This is a genomic window from Caldanaerobacter subterraneus subsp. tengcongensis MB4 (assembly GCF_000007085.1).
Classification (GTDB): domain Bacteria; phylum Bacillota; class Thermoanaerobacteria; order Thermoanaerobacterales; family Thermoanaerobacteraceae; genus Thermoanaerobacter; species Thermoanaerobacter subterraneus.
Window position 1 is genome coordinate 1,653,987 of record NC_003869.1, and the last position, 19,757, is coordinate 1,673,743.

Genomic DNA, 19,757 nt, shown 5'->3' on the forward strand with positions numbered 1-19,757 from the left:
ACCTCCTATCTCACCGTCGCTATCAAAAGAACCCCAAGAGTCAGGATTATGTACAGGCAGTACATCCGGACATTACCTGTCTGGAAAGTTTGTGCACGTTTACCTATATAGACCATGAAATGAAGCAAAGGATAGTATATATAACGTTCCCACATCAGCTCTATCTGTGATATATACGCCATCGCCTTTTTGAAAAGCAAAATAATGAAACGACCAGCTTCTGTAAATGCAGTCCTAAGCAAATATACTGGACTGAAAAGCGGGTACAGTGAGTGAGCAAAGGCTGTGGATGTCCACGCCATGCGAGATGAATATTTATAGCCACATGCCCAGGGTTCAAAGTCCACTCGCCTTCCTGCTCGCTTTCCACCTGTTCCAATAATTAATAGGGGCAATATCGCAAGTCCTACGACAAAAACAAGCACAAGTGGCGTAGAAAGCATGGCCTGCTCACTGCTTGCTGGAAATATCGACAGACCGTCACTTACCTTGGGTGAAGATACATGTAGCAACGCTGAAGCCACATTCGCAATATATCCAGCCCCAACCGGCGCGCCAAGCCCCAAAACAAAACAGCCTATTGCTAAAAGCCCCATCCCTATAAGCATGGTCACAGGAACCTCTTTAATCTTTAATTCATTGCCACCTCGAAAAGGTCCAGTAAAAGTCACTCCATATGCTTTTACAAAACACAGAGACGTCAAAGCTCCTGTTAAGGCTAAAGCGACTGCGGCGAGAGGAAATGCCATTCTAATCAGCACACTCCCTTTTGTGCTGACAGCAAACAGAGTATGGTATGTAAACCATTTGCTTACAAAGCCATTTAGCGGAGGAAGGGCGGAAATCGACAAAGCGCCTATAAAGAAGGTCAATCCAGTCCATGGCATATATCTGGCCAATCCTCCCATCTCCTCCATATTCCTTGTGTGGAGGCGGTAAACTACCGAGCCCGCCCCAAGAAAAAGCAACCCTTTGAAGACAGCGTGATTTATCAAATGATAAAGCCCCGCCAGAATACCTAATATGCCTACACTAACGTATCCTGTGGCTATTCCCATCATTCCCGCACCGACTCCCATCAGGATAATTCCCACATTCTCTATGCTGGAATAGGCCAACAAGCGTTTAAGGTCATTTTCACTAACAGCATAAAGCACTCCAAAAACTGCTGAAATAGCCCCAAAGGCAAGGACCGTAAGGCCCCACCACCATGTAGCAGCCCCCAAAAAGTCCACCCCAACTCTTATAATGCCGTAAATAGCTGTCTTAATCATGACACCAGACATAAGAGCAGAAACATTAGAAGGAGCGGCAGGATGAGCCTGAGGCAGCCAGAAATGGAAGGGAACGATGCCTGCCTTAACCCCAAATCCCAAAAAAGCCAGAAGAAAAGCTAAATTCTTGATAACAGGCGAAAGATTTGCATTCCTAAAAGCGGCAAAATCAAAAGTACCGGTATAAACATAAAATAATATAAACGAAATCATTATCAAAACTGTGCCAACATGGGCCATTACAAAATACACAAATCCAGCTTTTATTGCCTCTCTGTTTTCCTGTTCAAAACAAACCAGGAAATAAGAAACCAGCGTCATCAGCTCCCAAAAAACTAAAAAATAGAAAGCGTTGTCACTAGTAACTACCAAAATCATTGAAACAATAAAGATATTATTTAAAAAACCCATTACGCCGGTGCCTTTCCCAATATACTCTTCCTGATAAGAAATAGAATAAACACCTGTGGCAATACTAAGTAGAGAAATAACCAATGTCATAAAAGCTGAAAGAGGATCAACATTAATTGTAAATCGCCCAAAAGGGATAAACTCCATGCCTTCCAATATAAAACCTTTCCCTTCAATAAGGACCGGAACAGCTGAAGCGACTCCAGTGCATCCTGCCAAGAAAGCAGTTGTTCCAGAAACATAATTTGCAATTTTGCCGTCCCTATTTAATCCCAAAGAGATAAGTGCTCCTACAACATATAAGAAAATAGATAACAAAAATAACTGTTGAACAGTCATCAAGTTTTACCTCCTGCCTTCAAAATATCCACATAATAACAGTAGTTCTTTAAACTTGTTTAATTTTTTATTTTCTAACTTTCTATTAGTTGGAAGACGATTTTGATAAAGGAAGGTAGAAAAGTAGTCTTTCTACCTTCCTTTATAAGGATATTATTTTAATGAAGTAACAACTTCACGACGCCGGTCAGCTTCAAATTCTTCTACAGTCTTAAAAACCAAGGCACCAGTGGGGCATGCTCGAACGCAGGCTGGCACACCTTCCTCATCCAAGCACTCCCGATCGCACTTTATAGCTTTGCCATCGCCCCGGCTCACCGCCCCGAAGGGGCAGGCCAAGGCGCACATCCAGCAACCAATGCACTGGGGCAAATTAACCAGGTTGAGGCCATCCTCCCGCCTGTGCATGGCCCCCGTTGGGCAGACCGCCACGCACGGGGCGTCTTCACAATGCCGGCAGACGGCCGGCGCTTTCACTGGACCTACCTGGTCTACCCATAGGAGCTTCTGTGCCTTTTCGCCTCCCAAGATGGCCCCAAACAAGTCTCGGGCCGCGGTATGGCTTATGGCGCAGGCCAGCTCACAGGAATGGCAGCCTACACATCGATCATAACGGACGAAGATCTCTCTCCGTATCATCGCCGCCCACCTCCCGGAACGCTGAGCCCCAGAGCAGCCCTGCGCTCGTCAATGGCCGCCAGGAGCTTTTCGGCCGCGGACTCGGGGTCTAGGTCCACGATAAAGTAACCACCGGTCAACTCCTTGACTTTGTCTGTCAGCACTTTGGTAACCAGAGGGCCCCCCAGGACCGGCAGCATGACTCCCACGTGGGTTGGTAAGCCCAGAGCCACGGCATAGGTCCCGATGGAGACGGCTTTCTCCGCCACTGCCTCAGCAGCCGAAGCCACCACCGGCAGCTGATCCGTATCTACGCCCAGCCGGTCGGCCACCGCCACAGCCAGGGCCACCGCCCTCGAATTGTCCACGCAGGAGCCCACATGCAGCACCGGTGGCAGCGGCCCACCCAACCCGTTGGCCTCACCTATGGCGGTCAGGACCGCCTTCAAACCTTCTCCGCAGAGCTCGCCCACGTTGGCCGGATCCATGAACCCGTGGCGCATGAGCGCACCTGCTCCGCAGCCGGTAGCCAGAACCAGCACGTTCTCCTTAAGTAGCCTGCGAGCTATGGCGGTAAAATTCTGGTCCTGCGGAACCTTGACGTTGTTGCACCCGGCGAAGAGGCAGACTCCTCGTATATTGCCGGCGGCGATCTGGTCGATCAGGGGTTTCAAAGGATCCTCGGCATTTAGCTTAGAGAGGGCTTTCACGATGGCTTCCACGGAAAAGCCTGCAACCACTTTGGTCTTATATGGCGGTATGTCCACCGGCTTACCCCGGCGCCGGGTGAAAGTCTCGATGGCCAGGCGGAGGATCTCCCGGGCTTTCTCCCCGGCTTTCTCCTCTGAAAACTCGATATGGATGGCACCGGGGATTTTGGCGATCTCCATGGTAGTGATGAGCTTAGTGCCCATACATTCGGCCACCGTGGCCAGGGAGGGCATGATGCACTGGTAATCCACCACCATGGCATCCAGCGCACCGGTTACCAGGGCCATCTCCTGGCTCACCGAGTGAGTGCAGGCCGGAATGCCGTGCCGCATCAGTACCTCATTGCCTGTACAGCAGATGCCCACCACATTGATGCCAGAAGCGCCAGCCGCCTTGGCCTCGGCCTCCATCTCCTTGGCCACCGCAACGATCACTTCAGAAAGGACCGGGTTATGGCCGTGGACCGCCACGTTGACGGCATCGGCCTTCAACACCCCCATATTAGCCTCCGTCACCACCGGCTGGGGAGTACCGAAGAGGATGTCGGCCATGTCTGTGCCCATATAGCAGCCGGCCAGGTCTGCCAAACCACATCGCAACCCGCCCAGAAGCAGGTTAACGGGGTCCGCATCTACGCCGTAGCTGGTACGGTGCATGATATCGGATACTTCGTAGTCTATACCCTTGGGGAGCAAACCTTTTTCCTCAAATAGTCTAGCCCGCTTCTTAGTCACAGTGGTGGCTGCCCACATTACCGGTGTGTCTTTCTCGTGGAAATCAGCCAGGGCCGCTTCCGCCACATCTAAAGCAATCTCTGCGATACTTCTCCCCTCGGTGGGGATGCCGAGTCGCGCAGCCACAGAGCGCAGCTTGGCTTTGTCTTTAATGGTGTAGTCCCGCGCCTTGCCCTTGGCCGCCAGCTTTAGGGTATGGGCCAGGTGTCTGGCATGGCCAGAATGGGACGCCGCCCCCGCTGCAATAGCTCGATCAAGGCCCCGGGCTACAATGACGTCCGCAGTAGCCCCGCATATGCCGAGCTTGGGTTCGCCTCCGAAGGGATCAATGCGGCAGGGGCCTTGCAGGCAGTGCCGGCAGCACAGCCCGGTTTCACCAAAGCCGCACTGTGGGAGCATGGCCTGGTAGCGGTCCCAGACCGTCTCCACCTTCACGCGCCTGGCCTTTTCTACCATCTCGCAAACCGCCGGATCCAAAGAAACCTTACACTGTTTAGTCATAAACATCAACCTCCTTTAATAATAGGCGGCAACGCCGCAAGCTTTTAAGTATTAGTGCTTGTTTTAAGTTAAAAATTGCTTATGGCATAAAGTCCTACCTGCAGCATCCATTTTCTCGCTCTAGGCCCATTCAGCTTTACCCACCCCCAAAGCGGAGGGTTTCTGCAGCAGCTATTCCTACTGCACTCGTGGTCGTCATTAAATATCATTTAGTTGAACTTCACCTCCTTGGTTTTTGCTCCCTTAATCAAGGCCACGGCTATCTCTGCGGAGAACTCCGGTTGAATACGCTCGGGCAACATCTAGTTAGTTTAACAACCTAGTAGCCAGTTCGGTAATACCTGCTGCCGTAAAAGACTGCTCACTGTTAAAACCGGCAGCCTGGTCTAAAATTTCCGTTTGGAATGGAATCAGGCCAATAACATCACCTGGGGGCAGGTGGCTAAGAATAAATTCTTCATCCTTTGATTGACGAATTTTATTAGCGACAAATTTTATCTTGGAAATACCAAGTTCTGTAGCTAGTTTTTGTATAGTTCTGGCTGTTTGTATACTAACCAGAGTAGGTTCCGTGACAATTAGCATGATGTCTACCCCACGGGCAGTCCCTCTTGTAAGATGCTCAATTCCAGCACTCATATCCATAACCACAATTTCTTTGCGTTTTAAAATAATAGAATTTACAAGAGCATTAAGTACCGTGTTTTCCCGGCAATAACACTCAGAACCTCCCGGTTTGACGGCTCCCATTTTTAAAAAAAGAATATTGCCATTTCGAATAGTGTAATCTTCCAAAATACTGTCTACATCCGGATTTAAAGAAAAGAAAGCACCATTTCCCCCTGTCCGTTCAGCAATCAATTCCCGCATAGCTACAATGGGTTTAAGACTGCCAATCCTTTCCTCAGGAAGCCCTAGTATCATCCCCAAACTGGTATCAGGGTCTGCATCTACAGCATATACTTGGTAACCCTTTTGTGCAAAATATTTAATTAAACCTGCAGCTATAGTGGTTTTACCTACACCACCTTTCCCAGAAATAGCGATTTTCATTCAAATACCTCCAATCCTTATATGGTACACCTTAAATCCATTTCTATCTGTTTAGCAAAAATCGTGCCAAAAGAAAAAGACCGTTAAAATCAACCGGTCTTGTTATCTATCATGTCAATTTAAATTTACACGTCAAAAAAAATTGACACTATTTTTTAAGCAATCCATAGCGAACCATTTTAGCATAAAGAGCTTGCCGAGAGATACCTAATGCTTTAGCAGCACGTGATTTTTCGCCACCAAAAGCTTCTAAAGCTCGAATAATAGCTTCCTTTTCTGCTTCCATTTGGACTTCACAAAGTGGTGAAATTTTCTTTATACTTTTATTTTGTCCAAAATAGTCTATCATTAAATGTTGAGGCTGAATTTCCTGGCCCTCAGCCAATATAGCAGCCCTCTCTAAAACATTTTCCAATTCCCTCACATTGCCGGGCCAAGAATAGCTTAAAAGATATTCCATAGCTGCAGGAGAAATCCGCAATTTTTTTCCACATTCCTCGTTTATTCTCTTTAAAATATCTTCCACCAAGAACGGTATGTCTTCTGGCCTTTCTCGTAAAGGAGGAAGTAACAGCTTAACTACGTTTAAGCGATAAAAAAGGTCTTCCCTGAAACATCCTTCTTGCACCATTTTTTCCAAATTTCTACTAGTCGCTGCTATCACTCGCACATCTATTTTTCTTGCCTTAGTACTTCCCAATCTTTCTACCACTTTTTCTTGCAAGACAGTTAAAAGTTTTGCCTGCATGCTAAGAGGCATATCTCCAATTTCATCTAAAAAAATAGTCCCTCCATCTGCCAATTCAAATTTACCAGGCTTTCCGCCCCTCTTAGCTCCAGTAAAAGCACCTTCTTCATACCCAAAAAGTTCAGATTCCAACAGTTCAGAAGGGATAGCAGCACAATTCACTCTTATAAAAGGACCATGGCGGCGAAAACTTTCCTGATGAATAGCCTGTGCTAACACTCCTTTTCCTGTACCACTCTCTCCTACAATTAAGATGGTAGCATTAGTTTTAGCTGCTTTTTGGGCTAAAATTAAAACGTTTTTAAAACACCAATTTAAAGTTCGAATATGATTAAATTGAAAAGGTTTAGAGCAATTGACTTCTCTAACTTTATAGTTATATTCAATTCCTATTTCTGACTTTGTAATGGATTCCAAAAGATGATATACCAGTTCTCTTTCAGCAGGTAAAAGCTGAAACAGCATGTATTCATTTTTAACACGGGCACTAAAAGGCATGCCTATCACAATAATAGTTTCCCCTTTTGTGCTTTGAAAGGTCCATACTTGAGGTTTACCCGCCGTAAGTATTTCAGAATAATTAGTTAAAGGTATTATCTCTTCTAACAATCGACCTTGCACCCTTTGTCCACCAATGCCTAGCATATGAACACTAGTTTTATTTATTTCTACTACTTTCCCCTGACTATCAACAATTATCAGACCAAAAGGCATCATATGGAAGAGGGTTTCCACGTTGCTTAAAGATAATTCTTTCACGTCGTTCATATACCCTAAGAGGACCTTTTGATAGTTTTTATTTGCTTGAACAGATTGGACAGCAAGCGCTAAAAGTAATTTATTGCTTTCTTCTGAAAAAACGAAATTAAAACCCTCACTGGTAGAAGTAGGATAGATGGTAGCTTCCATCTCACAATACTTTTCTCCTGTCCCCCAACACTTAGTCTCTTTTACTTCCACTTTCTTTTTAAAAAGTTTGTTGAGAACCCCCGCTAACAAACCCGTTTCTAAATAGCATTGAGGCTCACCTATAGGAAGCAAGTGCGAACATGTTAAACACTCATGCCATTTGACTATTATCTTATCATTTTTTGCACTTTGCAGCTTAAGGTCTCCCATTCCAAGTTCGCCTATTTTAGCAGGTATTTCTTCTAGGGCATTTACAAGAAGTTGACTGCCAATAGAGTAACCTGCCTGATAATAAACTTCGTGCTTCGAGGTATTGATTAACATACCTCTTCCCCCTTTAATTGTACTTATTGTTAATCATTCAAAAACTTCTCACATATGCTAAATAAGTATCATAGTTTCTTTTTAGCTCCTCAACTGAATCACCGCCAAATTTTTTAAGGCATTCATCAGCAATCACCCATGCACAGACAGCCTCCAAAACACAAGCAGCAGCTTCAACAGCAGTGACATCCGACCTTTCATAAATAGCTTTTGTCTCTTCTTTTGTAGCTATATCCACAGAGTCAAGAGGCCGTAAAAGAGTGGGAATTGGCTTCATAGCAGCCCTTATCACTATAGGATTCCCGTTTGACATGCCTCCCTCAATGCCTCCGGCATTATTCGTCTTTCTATAAAAACCCTCGTTTTCCTTGTAATATATATCATCGTGCACCAGCGATCCGGGAAGTCTTGCCGCCTCAAATCCCAGTCCAAATTCAACACCTTTTATGCCTTGAACGCTCATCACATGATAAGCGAGTAACGCATCCAACTTTCTATCCCACTGAGCATGGCTTCCCAGCCCAACAGGCACCCCTTCAATCACAATCTCTATTATTCCTCCCAGAGTATCCCCTTCTTTTTTCGCTTTTTCAATAAGCCTTTTCCACTTTTCTTCTCTTTTTGCTCCTCCAATCTCCAAAACTCTGCTTTTTAAAGATATATTCAATTCTTTCAAGAGAAGCTTGGCAACACTTCCAACTGCCACCCTTGCCGCCGTCTCTCTGGCACTGGCTCTTTCCAAAATATTTCTTATATCCCTCTGGTTATACTTAATAGAACCGGGTAAATCTGCATGTCCTGGCCTGGGCCTTGTGACAGGAGGAACCTTTTTATCCTTCCAGTTTTTATAATCCCTATTTTTAATCTCCATTGCAAGAGGGGCACCAGTAGTCTTCCCATCCCTTACCCCACTTATTATATGTATTTCATCTTTTTCAATAGCCATCCTTCCTCCTCTGCCGTAGCCTTTTTGTCTTCTTTCCAGCTCTTTATTGATAAATTCTGCATCAATAAAAAGATTTGAAGGAAGCCCTTCAATAATGGCAATCAAAGCCTCCCCGTGTGATTCTCCAGCTGTAAGATATCTCATCTTATCCCCCTACCTTTTCTTCTTCCTCTATCTTTTCTTCATAGGATGCCACCACAAAGTAAAGAAGGCTCACGAGAATTCTCACTATACCTGTAAACACCATAAAGGTGACATACCCCATCTTCGTGTAAAGCCACATTCCCACAACAGGAGAGACAAAAGCAGCTATTTGAGTGATAAAAGTAAAAACTCCTATGTAAGTCATCTTTTCAGAACCTGGAGGCAAAAGCTCCAAAAGCCAGTTCAATAAAAGCATGTTGTACCCGCCTACTGCTATTCCCCCAAAAAAATCAAAAACCGCACCAACGTACAAGTTCTTTGCCGTAGCCCACATAAGAGGTATAAACCCAATTAGCAGGGCGCTTAGTGCCACAGCATATCCATTTCCTTTCCTATTGGACAAGTCTGCCCATCTGTAAAAAGCTATAATCGACCCTATAGAAGACACAATAGTGAAAATGCTCATCCAGGCATTATTGGCATGAAGATAGTTTACTTTGTAAATTGTAAAAATTGGCCACGCCATCATCCAGACAAAATAGTACAAAAATGAGGTAGCGTTGAAGTAGATAAACTTCTTGCTTTCAAACATATTTTTAAAGGCTTGAGCAAAATTGCTCACTTCCTTTTTCTCCCTTTTGACCACATGGAACCTCGAAAAATAATAGGCCTCTATTAATCCAAATATAAAAGCCACAGTGAATATAATCTGATAATTCCATGGAAATTTTATTATGTCAAGAAGCCAACCTGTGAGGAGTACCACTATCGTCCCTACAATAGTAGTCCAAAAATTTCTATCAGCGAAAACCTTGCTTCTATACTCTTGAGGTATCAATTCGCTCATAAATGACTGCCAGCACATTCCAACAGTGACAGAAGGCAGGTTCATAAGCCCTACAAGCAATACCACTATCCATGGCTGAATATCTTTCCTAAAAAATGGAGCGAGGGCTAACAAAAAATAAAAGGTCCTTGCTATATACAAAGTTACATAGGAAAACTTGTGAACATCCTCTAGTTTATTAATCAAGTAGGTCACAGGAATAACTGAAACTACCACCATTAGAGCGGGAAGCGAATTTAAAAGAGAAACCTGAAAGTCATTCGCTCCCAATTTTATGGCATATATTCCGATAAAAGGGTTAACCATGTTAAAGCCTATTGCCCATGCAATCCCATTGAATAGATTCATCCTTATGTTATGCCTCAAATACCTGTAAACTTCAATATCCCTTTTCATGTCCCTTCCCTTCAAAATAAAATATTTTAATTTTAGCTTACCATGTTTTTAAAATTCTTTCAAGAAATCAAAATGCCCCTTTTGAAAAGGGACATTTTGATTTTAGAGCGCTTTTGTAGCTATCTCTTTTAGAATTTTTTCTATGAAATTGTCTAGAGAAATTGGCCCCAAATCCCCATCTTTTCTGGACCTTAACGAAACATTTCCCTCTTCTACTTCCCTATCTCCCACAATCAGCATGTAAGGAATTTTTTGAAGCTGTGCTTCCCTTATCTTGTATCCTATTTTTTCATTTCTGTCATCTAGCTCAACCCTTATATCGTGCTCCTGCAAGCGCTCATAGACTTTTCTCGCATATTCATGGTGCTTTTCAGAAATAGGCAAAACTCTCACCTGCACAGGCGCAAGCCATGTGGGAAAAGCTCCTGCAAAATGCTCTGTTAAAATTCCAATAAACCTTTCTATGCTGCCGTAAATCACCCTGTGCAACATTATAGGTCTGTGTTTTTCTCCGTCTGGTCCTATATACTCCAGTTCAAACCTCTCTGGCATCTGGAAATCCAGTTGAATTGTCCCGCACTGCCATGTGCGACCTATGCTGTCCTTTAAGTGGAAATCTATCTTAGGCCCGTAAAAAGCCCCTTCTCCCTCATTCACCTTGTAAGGCAGATTAGCTCTCTTTAAAGCAGAAATCAAGGCATTTGTCGCCAGCTCCCACTCTTCATCTGTTCCCATAGAATTCTCAGGTCTTGTAGAAAGTTCCACATGATACTCAAATCCGAATATCTTGTAGAAATAGTCAACCAGGTTTATTACCCCTAAAATCTCATCTTCCACCTGTTCTGGAGTCATGAAAAGGTGAGCATCGTCCTGCGTGAAACTTCTCACCCTCATGAGCCCGTGCAGCACTCCAGAAAGCTCATGCCTGTGGACTAATCCCAGCTCGCAAAGCCTTAACGGCAAATCTCTATAGCTTCTAAGTGTTGACTTATAAACTAACATCGCTCCAGGACAGTTCATCGGTTTTATCGCATAAGTCTGTCCGTCAATTTCCGTAAAGTACATGTTCTCTTTGTAGTGGTCCCAGTGTCCAGACCTCTTCCAGAGCTCCTCGTTTAAAATTATAGGAGTTCTTATCTCCTGGTATCCCCTCTTTATGTGCTCTTTTCTCCAAAAATCCTCCAATATATTCCTTATAATCATGCCCTTCGGATGGAAAAATGGAAAACCAGGCCCTTCAGGATGTATGCTAAATAAGTCAAGCTCCTTCCCCAATTTTCTGTGGTCCCTCTTTTTAGCCTCTTCCATCATATGTAGGTACTCGTCCAGCATGCTCTTCTTGGGGAAGCTTATGCCATATATTCTTTGCAGCATCTTGTTCTTCTCATCGCCCTTCCAATAAGCACCAGCTACTGAAAGCAATTTTATGGCCTTTACCATGCCTGTAGAGGGGAGATGAGGTCCTGCACATAGGTCCACAAACTCTCCCTGCTTGTAAAAGGAAATTTCTTCTCCTTCTGGTATCTCTTCAATCAACTCTACCTTATAGGGCTCATCTTTTTCTTTCATAAACTTTATAGCTTCTTCTTTTGAAAGGACAAATCTCTCTAACTTGTAGTCCTCTTTTATTATTTTATTCATTTCCTCCTCTATAGCCTCAAAATCTTCTGTTGTGAAAGGCCTTTCTGTATCAAAATCGTAGTAAAAGCCATTGTCTATGGCAGGGCCGATTGCCAGTTTGACATCTTTAAAAAGCCTTTTGACAGCTTGTGCCAGAATATGGGAAGAAGTGTGCCAGTAAATCTTTTTCCCCTCTTCATCTTCAAAAGTCAAAATCTCTAACTCCCCATCTTCTTCAATCTTCGTATTAAGCTCTACTATCTTGCCATTAAATTTTCCTCCCACAGCCTCTCTCGCCAGTTTATCGCTTATACTTTTTGCAATTTCATACACAGTGATTCCCTTTTCAAATTCTCTTTTCGTGCCGTCCCTTAAAGTAATTACCATCGCCTTAACCTGGTTACCCAAACTGTACAAAAATGTACAGTTTAGATAGCTGGGGTATTTGTAGTCCGCCCTTCAGACTTTCCCAGCCCCAGCAGGCGGTATTTGGGAAAGCCATAGCCCCTGCCCCAAGAAGCAGGAACTCGCGCCCTTAAGAGTCTCTCCACTTACCCTGAATTAGTAACTCTTTCAGGGTAGAGAAGTCTCTTTTTACCTTCTCAGGAGAGAGTGGAGTCACCACCGCTACCTTGAGAACTCGCCAGAAATCATAGGCACTAAAACTTGTTCCATACAGAGGTCTTAGCACCCTTCCCGGCTTACTCTCAAGGCTTTGTAAAATCTCTATCGCTTTCTTTATCTCTTTCAGGTGTTTCTTCTTTAAGTACTTGTTCCTGACTGTTTTCTTTACATGCTCTTTTAATTCTTCTAATTCATCCACAGTCAATGTGTTGAGAAACTTTATATAATTATCTGGTATCTTTTCTTGCAGTCTTAAACCCCTTCTTGCTATTACATAGGCTGCTGCTATATCTTTTGTTATCATATACTGCGGTGCATATTTTAACATCCCTATTATTGAGGTGTAAGAAGGGTCTATCTCTATTACTTCTACACCTTCTCTTTTTGCTAGTGTTTTTATTTTTGAAAGAAGTGATTTGTAGCTAAAACTATGTCTTATCCTCCTTGATTTTCTCCCTGAATAGTCTCCTCTTTTGCCTTTTTCTTTTATTTCTAATCCCTCAATTACAATTGCTTTTCCTTTCTCTTTTGCTATCTTTACTATCTCATGAGCATACTGCCATCTGAAATATTCCCTTTTATCTGAACTGCCACTTGCAAGCTCTGGCATCGGTATACTGCCATAGCTTATTAGATTCCCTTTTTCATCTACTTCTGTCCATGATATGTTGTCTGGATATGCATTTATATCTATCCCTATGACTCCTTTATCTTTTGTTATCTTTATTTTCGGATATTCTTCTTCAATGGCAAAATAGGTGTATATATTGCCATTTTTGAGTTTTAATTCTACAGAATAAGGTATGTTTGATTCGGCAATTTCCTTAAGAAGTTCTTCTCTTCTCTTATTCTTTTTGTAACCTGCTTCTATTTTGGCATATACATATTTTCTTTCCCCTACATTTATCCTTAAGAAAGTGCCATTTTCTTTTACTTCTATTCTTGTGTTGAGATTTCCTTTTTTGCTTTTATCCCCTCTTGAATAGAGATTTCCTTTTCTCTTTTCATGCCACTTTGTCTTTAGCTTTTTATATGCTTTCCCATTTATATGGTGCTTTTGAAGTTTTCCAAATAAGTCTCTTCCTCCAAAAATTACTTTCTTTGGATTTTTGCCTAATTCTCTAGCAGATTCTAGTGTGCTTCTTGCTTTCATTATTGCATCATCTACATATCTTGAGTTTAAGTCAAACATCCCCTGAAGGTCTCTTTTTAATGTTTTTCTATCATAACCTTCTAGAAGCCTTTTGTATGCAAATCTCATGCAGGAGGACCATCTTCTCATTAAGTCTAATACTATTTGTTTGTCTTGTTGGTTTAGAAAAATGAGTTTAGCCTGTATTACTACCATGTTTTTTGCCACCCCTTTGTCCGTAAATTCTTGCTGCGAAAGATGTTACTATTGCTATTAAGTCTTCTGCTAGCTCTTTATTTCATTTACTCCACTTGCTATCTCATGTATGACTTCATACTACCATCTTTCTTCCTTTTGGTGTTCTAACTGGGGTTATTAATCCTTCCTTTTCCCAGTTTATTAATGTAATTCTCACCATATCATACAGCTCTTTAACCTTTTTTATGGTTAATAACATTTATCATCACCCAATTAAAATTATATCATTTTTTACCACTAATTTCAACTGTTTTGACCTCCTTTGTATAAATGTGTATAATTTTAAATAAAAAACCTCTTACCCCGTAAAGAGGCAGAGGTCATCTGCGGTTCCACTCTTCTTTATACTCTGGTATTATATCGGAATAACCGTTCGGACTCATCATCCGCAGCTCCGGGGTGGTCTTCGATATTCGGAACATTTGAGTGATCTCAGCCTATGTCACTCAATCTCTGTGATGTTCCTTATGAATATCTACTCTTCCCATCATTGCCTTCATATTCAATTTTTAATTCATTATATCCCCATTAAAGCCATTTGTCAATAACCATTTTTACTTTTCGCATTTAACTTCAGAACACACAACCTCCACCCTATTGGTAAATACCTTTTTTATCGTGTCCAAAATCTCTTTATTTTTTAAGTAATTTACTGAGTGAAAAAATATCTTTTGAGGAGCAATAGTTATCAAAATGCTTATCAAAGCGTCCTCATCCGTCACAACACCTTCCTGAAGTTCTCCCGCTATTTCTTTTATATATTCGCTGGATAAAGGTTCATAACTTTCATTGTAGAGGTGAAACTTACCTCCCTTATCCACCACCACATTTAAAACCTCTAACTTGGAGTCTTGTAACTCTACAAAATATTTCAAAAGCCCTACAAACTCGTTGTACTCTTTCTGCATTAAAAACTCGTCTACTGCCTTATCTACTACTTCGCTCAACTCTCCCACAAAACTTTTTAACCTGAAATTCACAAAACCTTCTATATCAATGTGCCTATTTTCTTCCAAAAAATCGAATACCTCTTTAGCTATTTCTTTTCTCTTTACCCTTTTAAAAGTCTCTATATTGTCTTCACTTTCTAAAATACTGTAAGCAATTTTTCTTATATCCTCTTTTTCCTGTTGGCTAAAGTAATAATAATATTTGCCAATAAGCTTTGATACAATCCAATTAACTGCATAGTTTACAATTATATCTGAAATAGCCTCTGCTATCAAATCCCTAGCTTTATTGTCTTTGCCAAATGCAAATTTTTCTTCCAATTTCAATTCATAATAAGTAGAACTCCTGCATATATTTGAACTAACTATCACTTTTACTCCTTTATTTGATAAATTTTTAAAAGCAGATATCAAGTTTTCTTCATCTATATTCAATTTATTTGAAACTGCGATGGAAAAAAGTTGCAATTTCTTTCACTCCTTTCGCTAATAGTATGTGTACATTGCTCCGTTTTTGTGCAGGTCAAAAGAGTGGAATGATGGAACCGATGTCTTTTATTTGACCAGAAGTCAGATAAGTGATTTTAATTCCTTTTTTATCTAAAAATTCCATTATTTTTTCATAATCTTTATGATGATAAAAAGTCCCTGTCACTGCCAATCTTTTCTCCCCTATAAGCCCCGTTGCTCCTCCTATAAATCCATAATCAAACCCTTCTAGAATTATTCCCCCTGGCTCAATTAAGAGCACATCAAATCCACTTCTCAATCCCACTTCAAATATACCTCTGTCGGAAGTTATAAAACTTTTCTCATCCACAATTGCCATATTGCACTTAGTGTATCCCTGGTTGACATGTAAAAACTTCACACCTTTTTTCTCTAAAATCTCTCTCAAAACCGGATCAGTATATTTCAAATTGTGAAAAGCTGTATTCCCTAATCTTGCTACATTATATGCTATATCATATGGATAGTTTCTTTTAAGAAAAGTTTTACCTTTTACTACTTTTATGCCAAACTTTGTAAGCTCGTTAATAAACCTTTGAGAAACATTTGGTGCCACTATTACTTCTTTCTCTTCTACAGGGTGCACAAGAATATCAGGATGATAGGAAATAGCTTCATAAAGTTCATCACATTTTTCCGTATATATGACTTCTATGCCTAATCTTTCTAAAGCATTTCCAATTTCTATTTCTCTCCCATCTAGGAGAACGCAATTGACACTTTTTTCAGGGACAAGAGGATTCAAAAAATTCACCCTTCCTGTAAAAAATTACAAAAATATGGCATACTTTTTGTATGCCATTTAACCCCTTCTCCTATCTTTCAAATAGCAGCTCCCTTTCATCTGTTTTAATTTTTTCTTGAGTTCTGCCGCTACTTCACTTATTTCCAAATCGCTTCTAAAATCTCTAAACTCATTAGTCACAATAGCAATAGAAACTGACACAAAAGGAAACTTAAGCTTCTCTCCTCTTCTACTAGTGGTCTCTATGTAACCTCTTTCTCTGTCTTTTTTATCGTATAAAAATTTTATTTCACTGTCAAAGCGAGAAATTATGTACTTGCACATCTCCTCAGCTTTCTCGGGAGTAGTAATTATCACGAAGTCATCTCCACCTATATGACCTAAAAAGTCCTTGTCATTGCCAACAAGCTCTACAGCATCGGATAAAATCTTTGCTGTAAGTTTAATAACTTCGTCCCCTCTAAGAAAGCCATAGTAGTCGTTGTAAGACTTAAAATTATCCAAATCTATGTACAAAACAGCAAAAAGCTCTTTTGATTTAATCCTTCTCTTTATTTCTTCTTTTATGTCTATGTTTCCCCTTAAGCCCGTTAAAGGATTAGCCATCCTATTGTGCTCAATTCTCTGAAACAAATTGTTGACTTTAATGACCAGCTCCTTTTCATTTACAGGTTTTACCAAATAATCATCAGCTCCCAGTTCAAGCCCTTTTATCTTTTCTTCAAAATCCCCTTTAGCCGTAAGCACCAAAATGGGAAGCATTAGATTTTCCTCTTCTTTTCTTAAAATTTTTAGAAGGTCAAATCCGCTCATCCCAGGTAGCACCACGTCCAAGATGACCATGTCTGGAAGCATCTCTTTGTATAGCCTAAAAGCCTCTTCCCCATCTCTTGCTTCTATAATAGAATACCCTTCTTTTTCCAAAATATCTCTTAATATTCTTCGTGTAAACCTATCATCATCTACAATTAAAATAAGCCTTCCCTTCACAACTCTTCCCCCATAAAATTTAATGAGCAACCCCATAATATTATATAAAAATTTTGGAAGAAAAGCTAGCAATTCATTGCATTAAAATTTCATTAAAACTAAGTGCTCTCTTCAAAGAAGAGAGAATAATACTTTGAAAGCTTTTCTTCCAAAACATCCATTGATATAAACCGTGCTTCTCTTATGGCTTCCCTTCCATCCACATACACTATAATCGTAGGAACAGTAAAAACAGAGAATTTACCAGATGCCGCCGGCATTTTGTCAATAGAAATGTGAAAACTCTCTACCTTGGGGTAACTTTCCAGCATTTTATCAAGCTTAGGAAGCAAGGAAGAACAGATGCCACAGTCTTCCGTGGAAAAATAAAAAAACACCATGCCATTTTCTCGTATGAGGTTTTCCACATTTTCTATGCTGGTCAATTCTTTCATACTCTTCCCTCCCAGAAGATCAAAAAATATAAGCCTTCTTTAGGGCTTTAGAAGGTCTCTCAATAATTATGGATGCGACACCCGGATTCGAACTGGGGAACAAGGTTTTGCAGACCTCTTAGGGATTTTTTGTGTATTTTTAATTACCATTAAAAAGTTTTAAAAAGCCCTAAAGAGTAAGTTTTTTTGCTAATTTTGCTGGAAATTATTAAGTTTGTTTCACAGCTGTTTTTAAGCGTTTTTATTTATTTATGTTAGCAAAATGTTTGCAACTTATTATTTTCCGCTGCTTACTCTATATCTATTTATTATATAGCCGTAAATTATCCTGTCAAGATATTTGAGGCGTTTATCTTTCTTTTGAGCTTTTATTGAATTGTTTTAGAAAGTCTTTTGAGATTTGTCATAATTTTTCAATATTAATTCCCCTTTCAGCGCAAGCAGCAAACATAACAATTACAATTAACGGGCAAAACGTAGTTTTTGAACAAAAGCCTATTATAAAAAATAATATAGCCTTAGTTCCTATGCGAGCATTTTTCGAGGCATTAGGGTGCTAAGGTAAACTGGAAAGAAAAAACTAAAACGGTTACAGCTTTTCGAGGCAAAATTACTGTACAGCTTATAATTAGTCATAAAATTGCAAAAGTTAATGGAAAAAATTATGAGCTTATTGTAGCGCCACAACTTATAAATGGTAGTACATACGTACCTTTAAGATTTGTTGGTGAGGTTTTTGGATACAAAGTAATATATGAGAATGGACACATAATAATCACATCCAATCAAAAAACAACTGAAAGTTTAACAACTACATTCAAAAATACAGTTACCGAAACTAAACCAGAAGTTGGTCTACTCCAAAGAGTAAACCGATTTTTAAGAAGCAGATTCTAAAATTTGATTTTTTATTTCTTCCAATCTATACCTTTCATTCATGTATATAGAGATAAACACATCCACCACTTCAGGATGAAATTGAGTCCCTTTGTTTCTTAAAATTTCATTAATCGCTTCTTCAATACTCATTCCTATCAACAATTTCAAATATGCTTTTACCAATTAATTCTTGAGGTGTATAGTTTAAATACCTCACCACTCTCGAATTTACAAACTCAATGGCAAAATTCTTGTCAGTCACCCATAAAATATCCCTTATGTTTTCCACTAACAGGCGATATTTCCTCTCTGAAAGCTTAAGTTCACGGGTTAAAGCTTCTAGCTACTCATAGGAAGCCTCTAGCTCAGCATTAAATTCCTGTAATTCTTCGTTTTGCCTTATCAAATTATCTGTCTGTTCTTTTAACCTCTCATAGGCTTGAGCTAATTGCTGGGCCATCACGTTCTCCTCCATCTCTTTTCTTATGTGAAAATGACATCCCTAGTATTTATTTCGGTCCAAACAACCCTGATCTTAAGCCTATTTGAGGCAATACGCAGGAGAGCTCGCTTATTGTTTTTTATAAATTGTCAGAATTTTTTTGATTTTTTTCAAAAAATTGACATATGATGAAACAAGAGGTAGAATTTTATCAGATTATGTCGAATTTAAAGAGAGGAAGAGGGGTTGATTTTAAGTGCTAGACGAATCCAATAAAAAATACCACTTTATAAAACTTCTTGTAACTGGACTAAAAAAGTATCATCTCACTACCTATTTACATAGCGTTAGAGTATCTCATCTTACATATCTAATTTCTCAAAAATGGGGATTACCTAAAGAAGAGCAAATTTACAATGCTATGTGAGGATTACTCCATGACATAGGTAAAAAATTAATTCCTATTTCTCTCCTTGAAAAGCCTGCTCCCTTGTCTGAACTGGAGTATGAGATTATGAGAGAACACCCTATTGACGGAGCAGAAATGTTAAAGCTTTTCCCTCCATTAGAAGAGTTAGTACCTGCCGTCCTCTATCATCACGAACGATTAGATGGTTCAGGATACCCTTTTGGTACAAATATTATTCCTTTGAGTGCACAAATAATAGGTGTTTGTGATTCTTTTGATGCCATGACTACTGAAAGACCATACAATAAAAAAAGACTGAAAAGCATCACAGAAGCTATTGCTGAGCTAAAAAGTCAACCCCAAAAATATAACTATAAAGTTGTTGAAGCTTTAGAAGAAATTTTAAAAGAAAGGTCAGACGTGAGGTATAAAAATATTTAACTTGGATTCGGCAAGTGAATTTACGAAATGCCCAAATAAAGCCATTTGAGGGTTAAATTAAGTAAAAAATTTTTTACAAAAAATATTTTTACAAAAAATATATAGAGATTCTCCCCTTTTTCTGATAAAGAAGGGAGAATCTCATATAATATGAGTTTAGTACTTAATTTTACAGGTTCTATAATAAATGTTGGGGTAGATAAAGAATATACCGTAAAATATAGCACTTATTCTAAATGCTTGCTATAACCGAATGAGCAATAAAATTAAAGGCAGGCATTCAGAAAATACCCACCTCAACTATTGACAAAGAGCCAATAAAAAAAGACAGGCTTTGAGCTTGCCTTTCGTAAGTTTCTGCCCTTTAT

The 19,757-nt window shown here is 40.2% G+C and carries 16 protein-coding genes and 3 pseudogenes; 3 read left to right on the forward strand and 16 right to left on the reverse strand.

Features of this window, described 5'->3' with window-relative positions:
• Nucleotides 1-5: 5 nt before the first annotated feature.
• From hyfB to TTE_RS08230, 14 genes and pseudogenes are all read right to left on the reverse strand, one after another.
• Nucleotides 6-2,024, reverse strand: a complete 2,019-nt coding sequence (gene hyfB, locus TTE_RS08165) for a hydrogenase 4 subunit B (protein ID WP_041587174.1) — start codon at nt 2,022-2,024, stop codon at nt 6-8.
• A gap of 153 nt (nt 2,025-2,177) precedes the next feature.
• On the reverse strand, nt 2,178-2,663 hold the full coding sequence (locus tag TTE_RS08170) for a 4Fe-4S dicluster domain-containing protein (protein WP_011025911.1): 486 nt from the start codon (nt 2,661-2,663) through the stop codon (nt 2,178-2,180).
• On the reverse strand, nt 2,660-4,588 hold the full coding sequence (gene cooS / locus TTE_RS08175; protein ID WP_011025912.1) for an anaerobic carbon-monoxide dehydrogenase catalytic subunit: 1,929 nt from the start codon (nt 4,586-4,588) through the stop codon (nt 2,660-2,662). Before cooS ends, TTE_RS08170 begins: the two co-directional genes overlap by 4 nt.
• A 306-nt stretch (nt 4,589-4,894) precedes the next feature.
• Nucleotides 4,895-5,641 (reverse strand): AAA family ATPase, encoded by a 747-nt coding sequence (locus TTE_RS08180; protein ID WP_011025913.1) that lies wholly within the window; start codon nt 5,639-5,641, stop codon nt 4,895-4,897.
• Nucleotides 5,642-5,789: 148 nt separating this feature from the next.
• Complete coding sequence (locus TTE_RS08185) at nt 5,790-7,622, reverse strand: sigma 54-interacting transcriptional regulator (RefSeq protein ID WP_011025914.1); 1,833 nt, start codon at nt 7,620-7,622, stop codon at nt 5,790-5,792.
• A 37-nt stretch (nt 7,623-7,659) separates the two neighbouring features.
• A complete protein-coding gene (locus TTE_RS08190; RefSeq protein WP_011025915.1) occupies nt 7,660-8,712 on the reverse strand; it encodes a chorismate synthase in 1,053 nt (350 codons plus the stop codon).
• Between the two features lies 1 nt (nt 8,713).
• Nucleotides 8,714-9,955, reverse strand: a complete 1,242-nt coding sequence (locus tag TTE_RS08195) for an MFS transporter (protein WP_011025916.1) — start codon at nt 9,953-9,955, stop codon at nt 8,714-8,716.
• 102 nt (nt 9,956-10,057) lie between these two features.
• Nucleotides 10,058-11,962, reverse strand: coding sequence for a threonine--tRNA ligase (thrS, locus tag TTE_RS08200; protein WP_041587175.1), 1,905 nt, complete (start codon nt 11,960-11,962; stop codon nt 10,058-10,060).
• A 148-nt stretch (nt 11,963-12,110) separates the two neighbouring features.
• Nucleotides 12,111-13,547, reverse strand: a complete 1,437-nt coding sequence (locus TTE_RS08205) for an IS200/IS605 family accessory protein TnpB-related protein (protein WP_011025918.1) — start codon at nt 13,545-13,547, stop codon at nt 12,111-12,113.
• A pseudogene (locus TTE_RS13530) lies at nt 13,528-13,788 on the reverse strand (hypothetical protein). The gene TTE_RS08205 and the pseudogene TTE_RS13530 overlap by 20 nt, the downstream one beginning before the upstream one ends.
• A gap of 355 nt (nt 13,789-14,143) precedes the next feature.
• Complete coding sequence (gene ytxC / locus TTE_RS08215; protein WP_011025919.1) at nt 14,144-15,007, reverse strand: putative sporulation protein YtxC; 864 nt, start codon at nt 15,005-15,007, stop codon at nt 14,144-14,146.
• Between the two features lie 55 nt (nt 15,008-15,062).
• Nucleotides 15,063-15,794 carry a DUF6873 family GME fold protein gene (locus TTE_RS08220; protein ID WP_081427412.1) on the reverse strand — a complete coding sequence of 244 codons (732 nt, stop codon included), beginning with the start codon at nt 15,792-15,794 and terminating at the stop codon, nt 15,063-15,065.
• Nucleotides 15,795-15,851: 57 nt separating this feature from the next.
• Nucleotides 15,852-16,784: a GGDEF domain-containing response regulator gene (locus TTE_RS08225; protein ID WP_031314053.1), complete on the reverse strand. Its 933-nt coding sequence runs from the start codon at nt 16,782-16,784 to the stop codon at nt 15,852-15,854.
• Between the two features lie 98 nt (nt 16,785-16,882).
• Nucleotides 16,883-17,218 (reverse strand): thioredoxin family protein, encoded by a 336-nt coding sequence (locus TTE_RS08230; RefSeq protein ID WP_011025922.1) that lies wholly within the window; start codon nt 17,216-17,218, stop codon nt 16,883-16,885.
• 371 nt (nt 17,219-17,589) lie between these two features.
• On the opposite strand from TTE_RS08230, the gene TTE_RS14280 reads away from it, so the two are divergent.
• Together TTE_RS14280 and TTE_RS14285 are read left to right on the forward strand one after the other, a co-directional pair.
• Nucleotides 17,590-17,778, forward strand: a complete 189-nt coding sequence (locus TTE_RS14280; protein ID WP_226990126.1) for a stalk domain-containing protein — start codon at nt 17,590-17,592, stop codon at nt 17,776-17,778.
• Nucleotides 17,779-17,827: 49 nt separating this feature from the next.
• A complete protein-coding gene (locus TTE_RS14285; protein ID WP_226990196.1) occupies nt 17,828-18,115 on the forward strand; it encodes a copper amine oxidase N-terminal domain-containing protein in 288 nt (95 codons plus the stop codon).
• Here the strand turns inward: TTE_RS14285 and TTE_RS13935 are convergent.
• On the reverse strand, nt 18,098-18,265 hold the full coding sequence (locus TTE_RS13935; RefSeq protein ID WP_157858517.1) for a hypothetical protein: 168 nt from the start codon (nt 18,263-18,265) through the stop codon (nt 18,098-18,100). The two genes, TTE_RS14285 and TTE_RS13935, sit on opposite strands and share 18 nt — an antisense overlap.
• Nucleotides 18,246-18,557, reverse strand: a pseudogene (locus TTE_RS14570) (PAS domain S-box protein); the annotation flags it as partial. The pseudogene TTE_RS14570 and the gene TTE_RS13935, both read right to left, overlap by 20 nt.
• A 238-nt stretch (nt 18,558-18,795) precedes the next feature.
• Here TTE_RS14570 and TTE_RS08240 point away from each other — a divergent pair.
• A pseudogene (locus TTE_RS08240) lies at nt 18,796-19,389 on the forward strand (HD-GYP domain-containing protein).
• Nucleotides 19,390-19,757 lie beyond the last annotated feature (368 nt).

Excerpts from the sequence above, each read along its gene's own strand:
- hyfB (WP_041587174.1), bottom strand. The coding sequence starts at position 2,024 with ATGACTGTTCAACAGTTATTTTTGTTATCTATTTTCTTATATGTTGTA.
- TTE_RS08170 (WP_011025911.1), bottom strand. The coding sequence starts at position 2,663 with ATGATACGGAGAGAGATCTTCGTCCGTTATGATCGATGTGTAGGCTGC.
- cooS (WP_011025912.1), bottom strand. The coding sequence starts at position 4,588 with ATGACTAAACAGTGTAAGGTTTCTTTGGATCCGGCGGTTTGCGAGATG.
- TTE_RS08180 (WP_011025913.1), bottom strand. The coding sequence starts at position 5,641 with ATGAAAATCGCTATTTCTGGGAAAGGTGGTGTAGGTAAAACCACTATA.
- TTE_RS08185 (WP_011025914.1), bottom strand. The coding sequence starts at position 7,622 with ATGTTAATCAATACCTCGAAGCACGAAGTTTATTATCAGGCAGGTTAC.
- TTE_RS08190 (WP_011025915.1), bottom strand. The coding sequence starts at position 8,712 with ATGAGATATCTTACAGCTGGAGAATCACACGGGGAGGCTTTGATTGCC.
- TTE_RS08195 (WP_011025916.1), bottom strand. The coding sequence starts at position 9,955 with ATGAAAAGGGATATTGAAGTTTACAGGTATTTGAGGCATAACATAAGG.
- thrS (WP_041587175.1), bottom strand. The coding sequence starts at position 11,962 with ATGGTAATTACTTTAAGGGACGGCACGAAAAGAGAATTTGAAAAGGGA.
- TTE_RS08205 (WP_011025918.1), bottom strand. The coding sequence starts at position 13,547 with ATGGTAGTAATACAGGCTAAACTCATTTTTCTAAACCAACAAGACAAA.
- TTE_RS08230 (WP_011025922.1), bottom strand. The coding sequence starts at position 17,218 with ATGAAAGAATTGACCAGCATAGAAAATGTGGAAAACCTCATACGAGAA.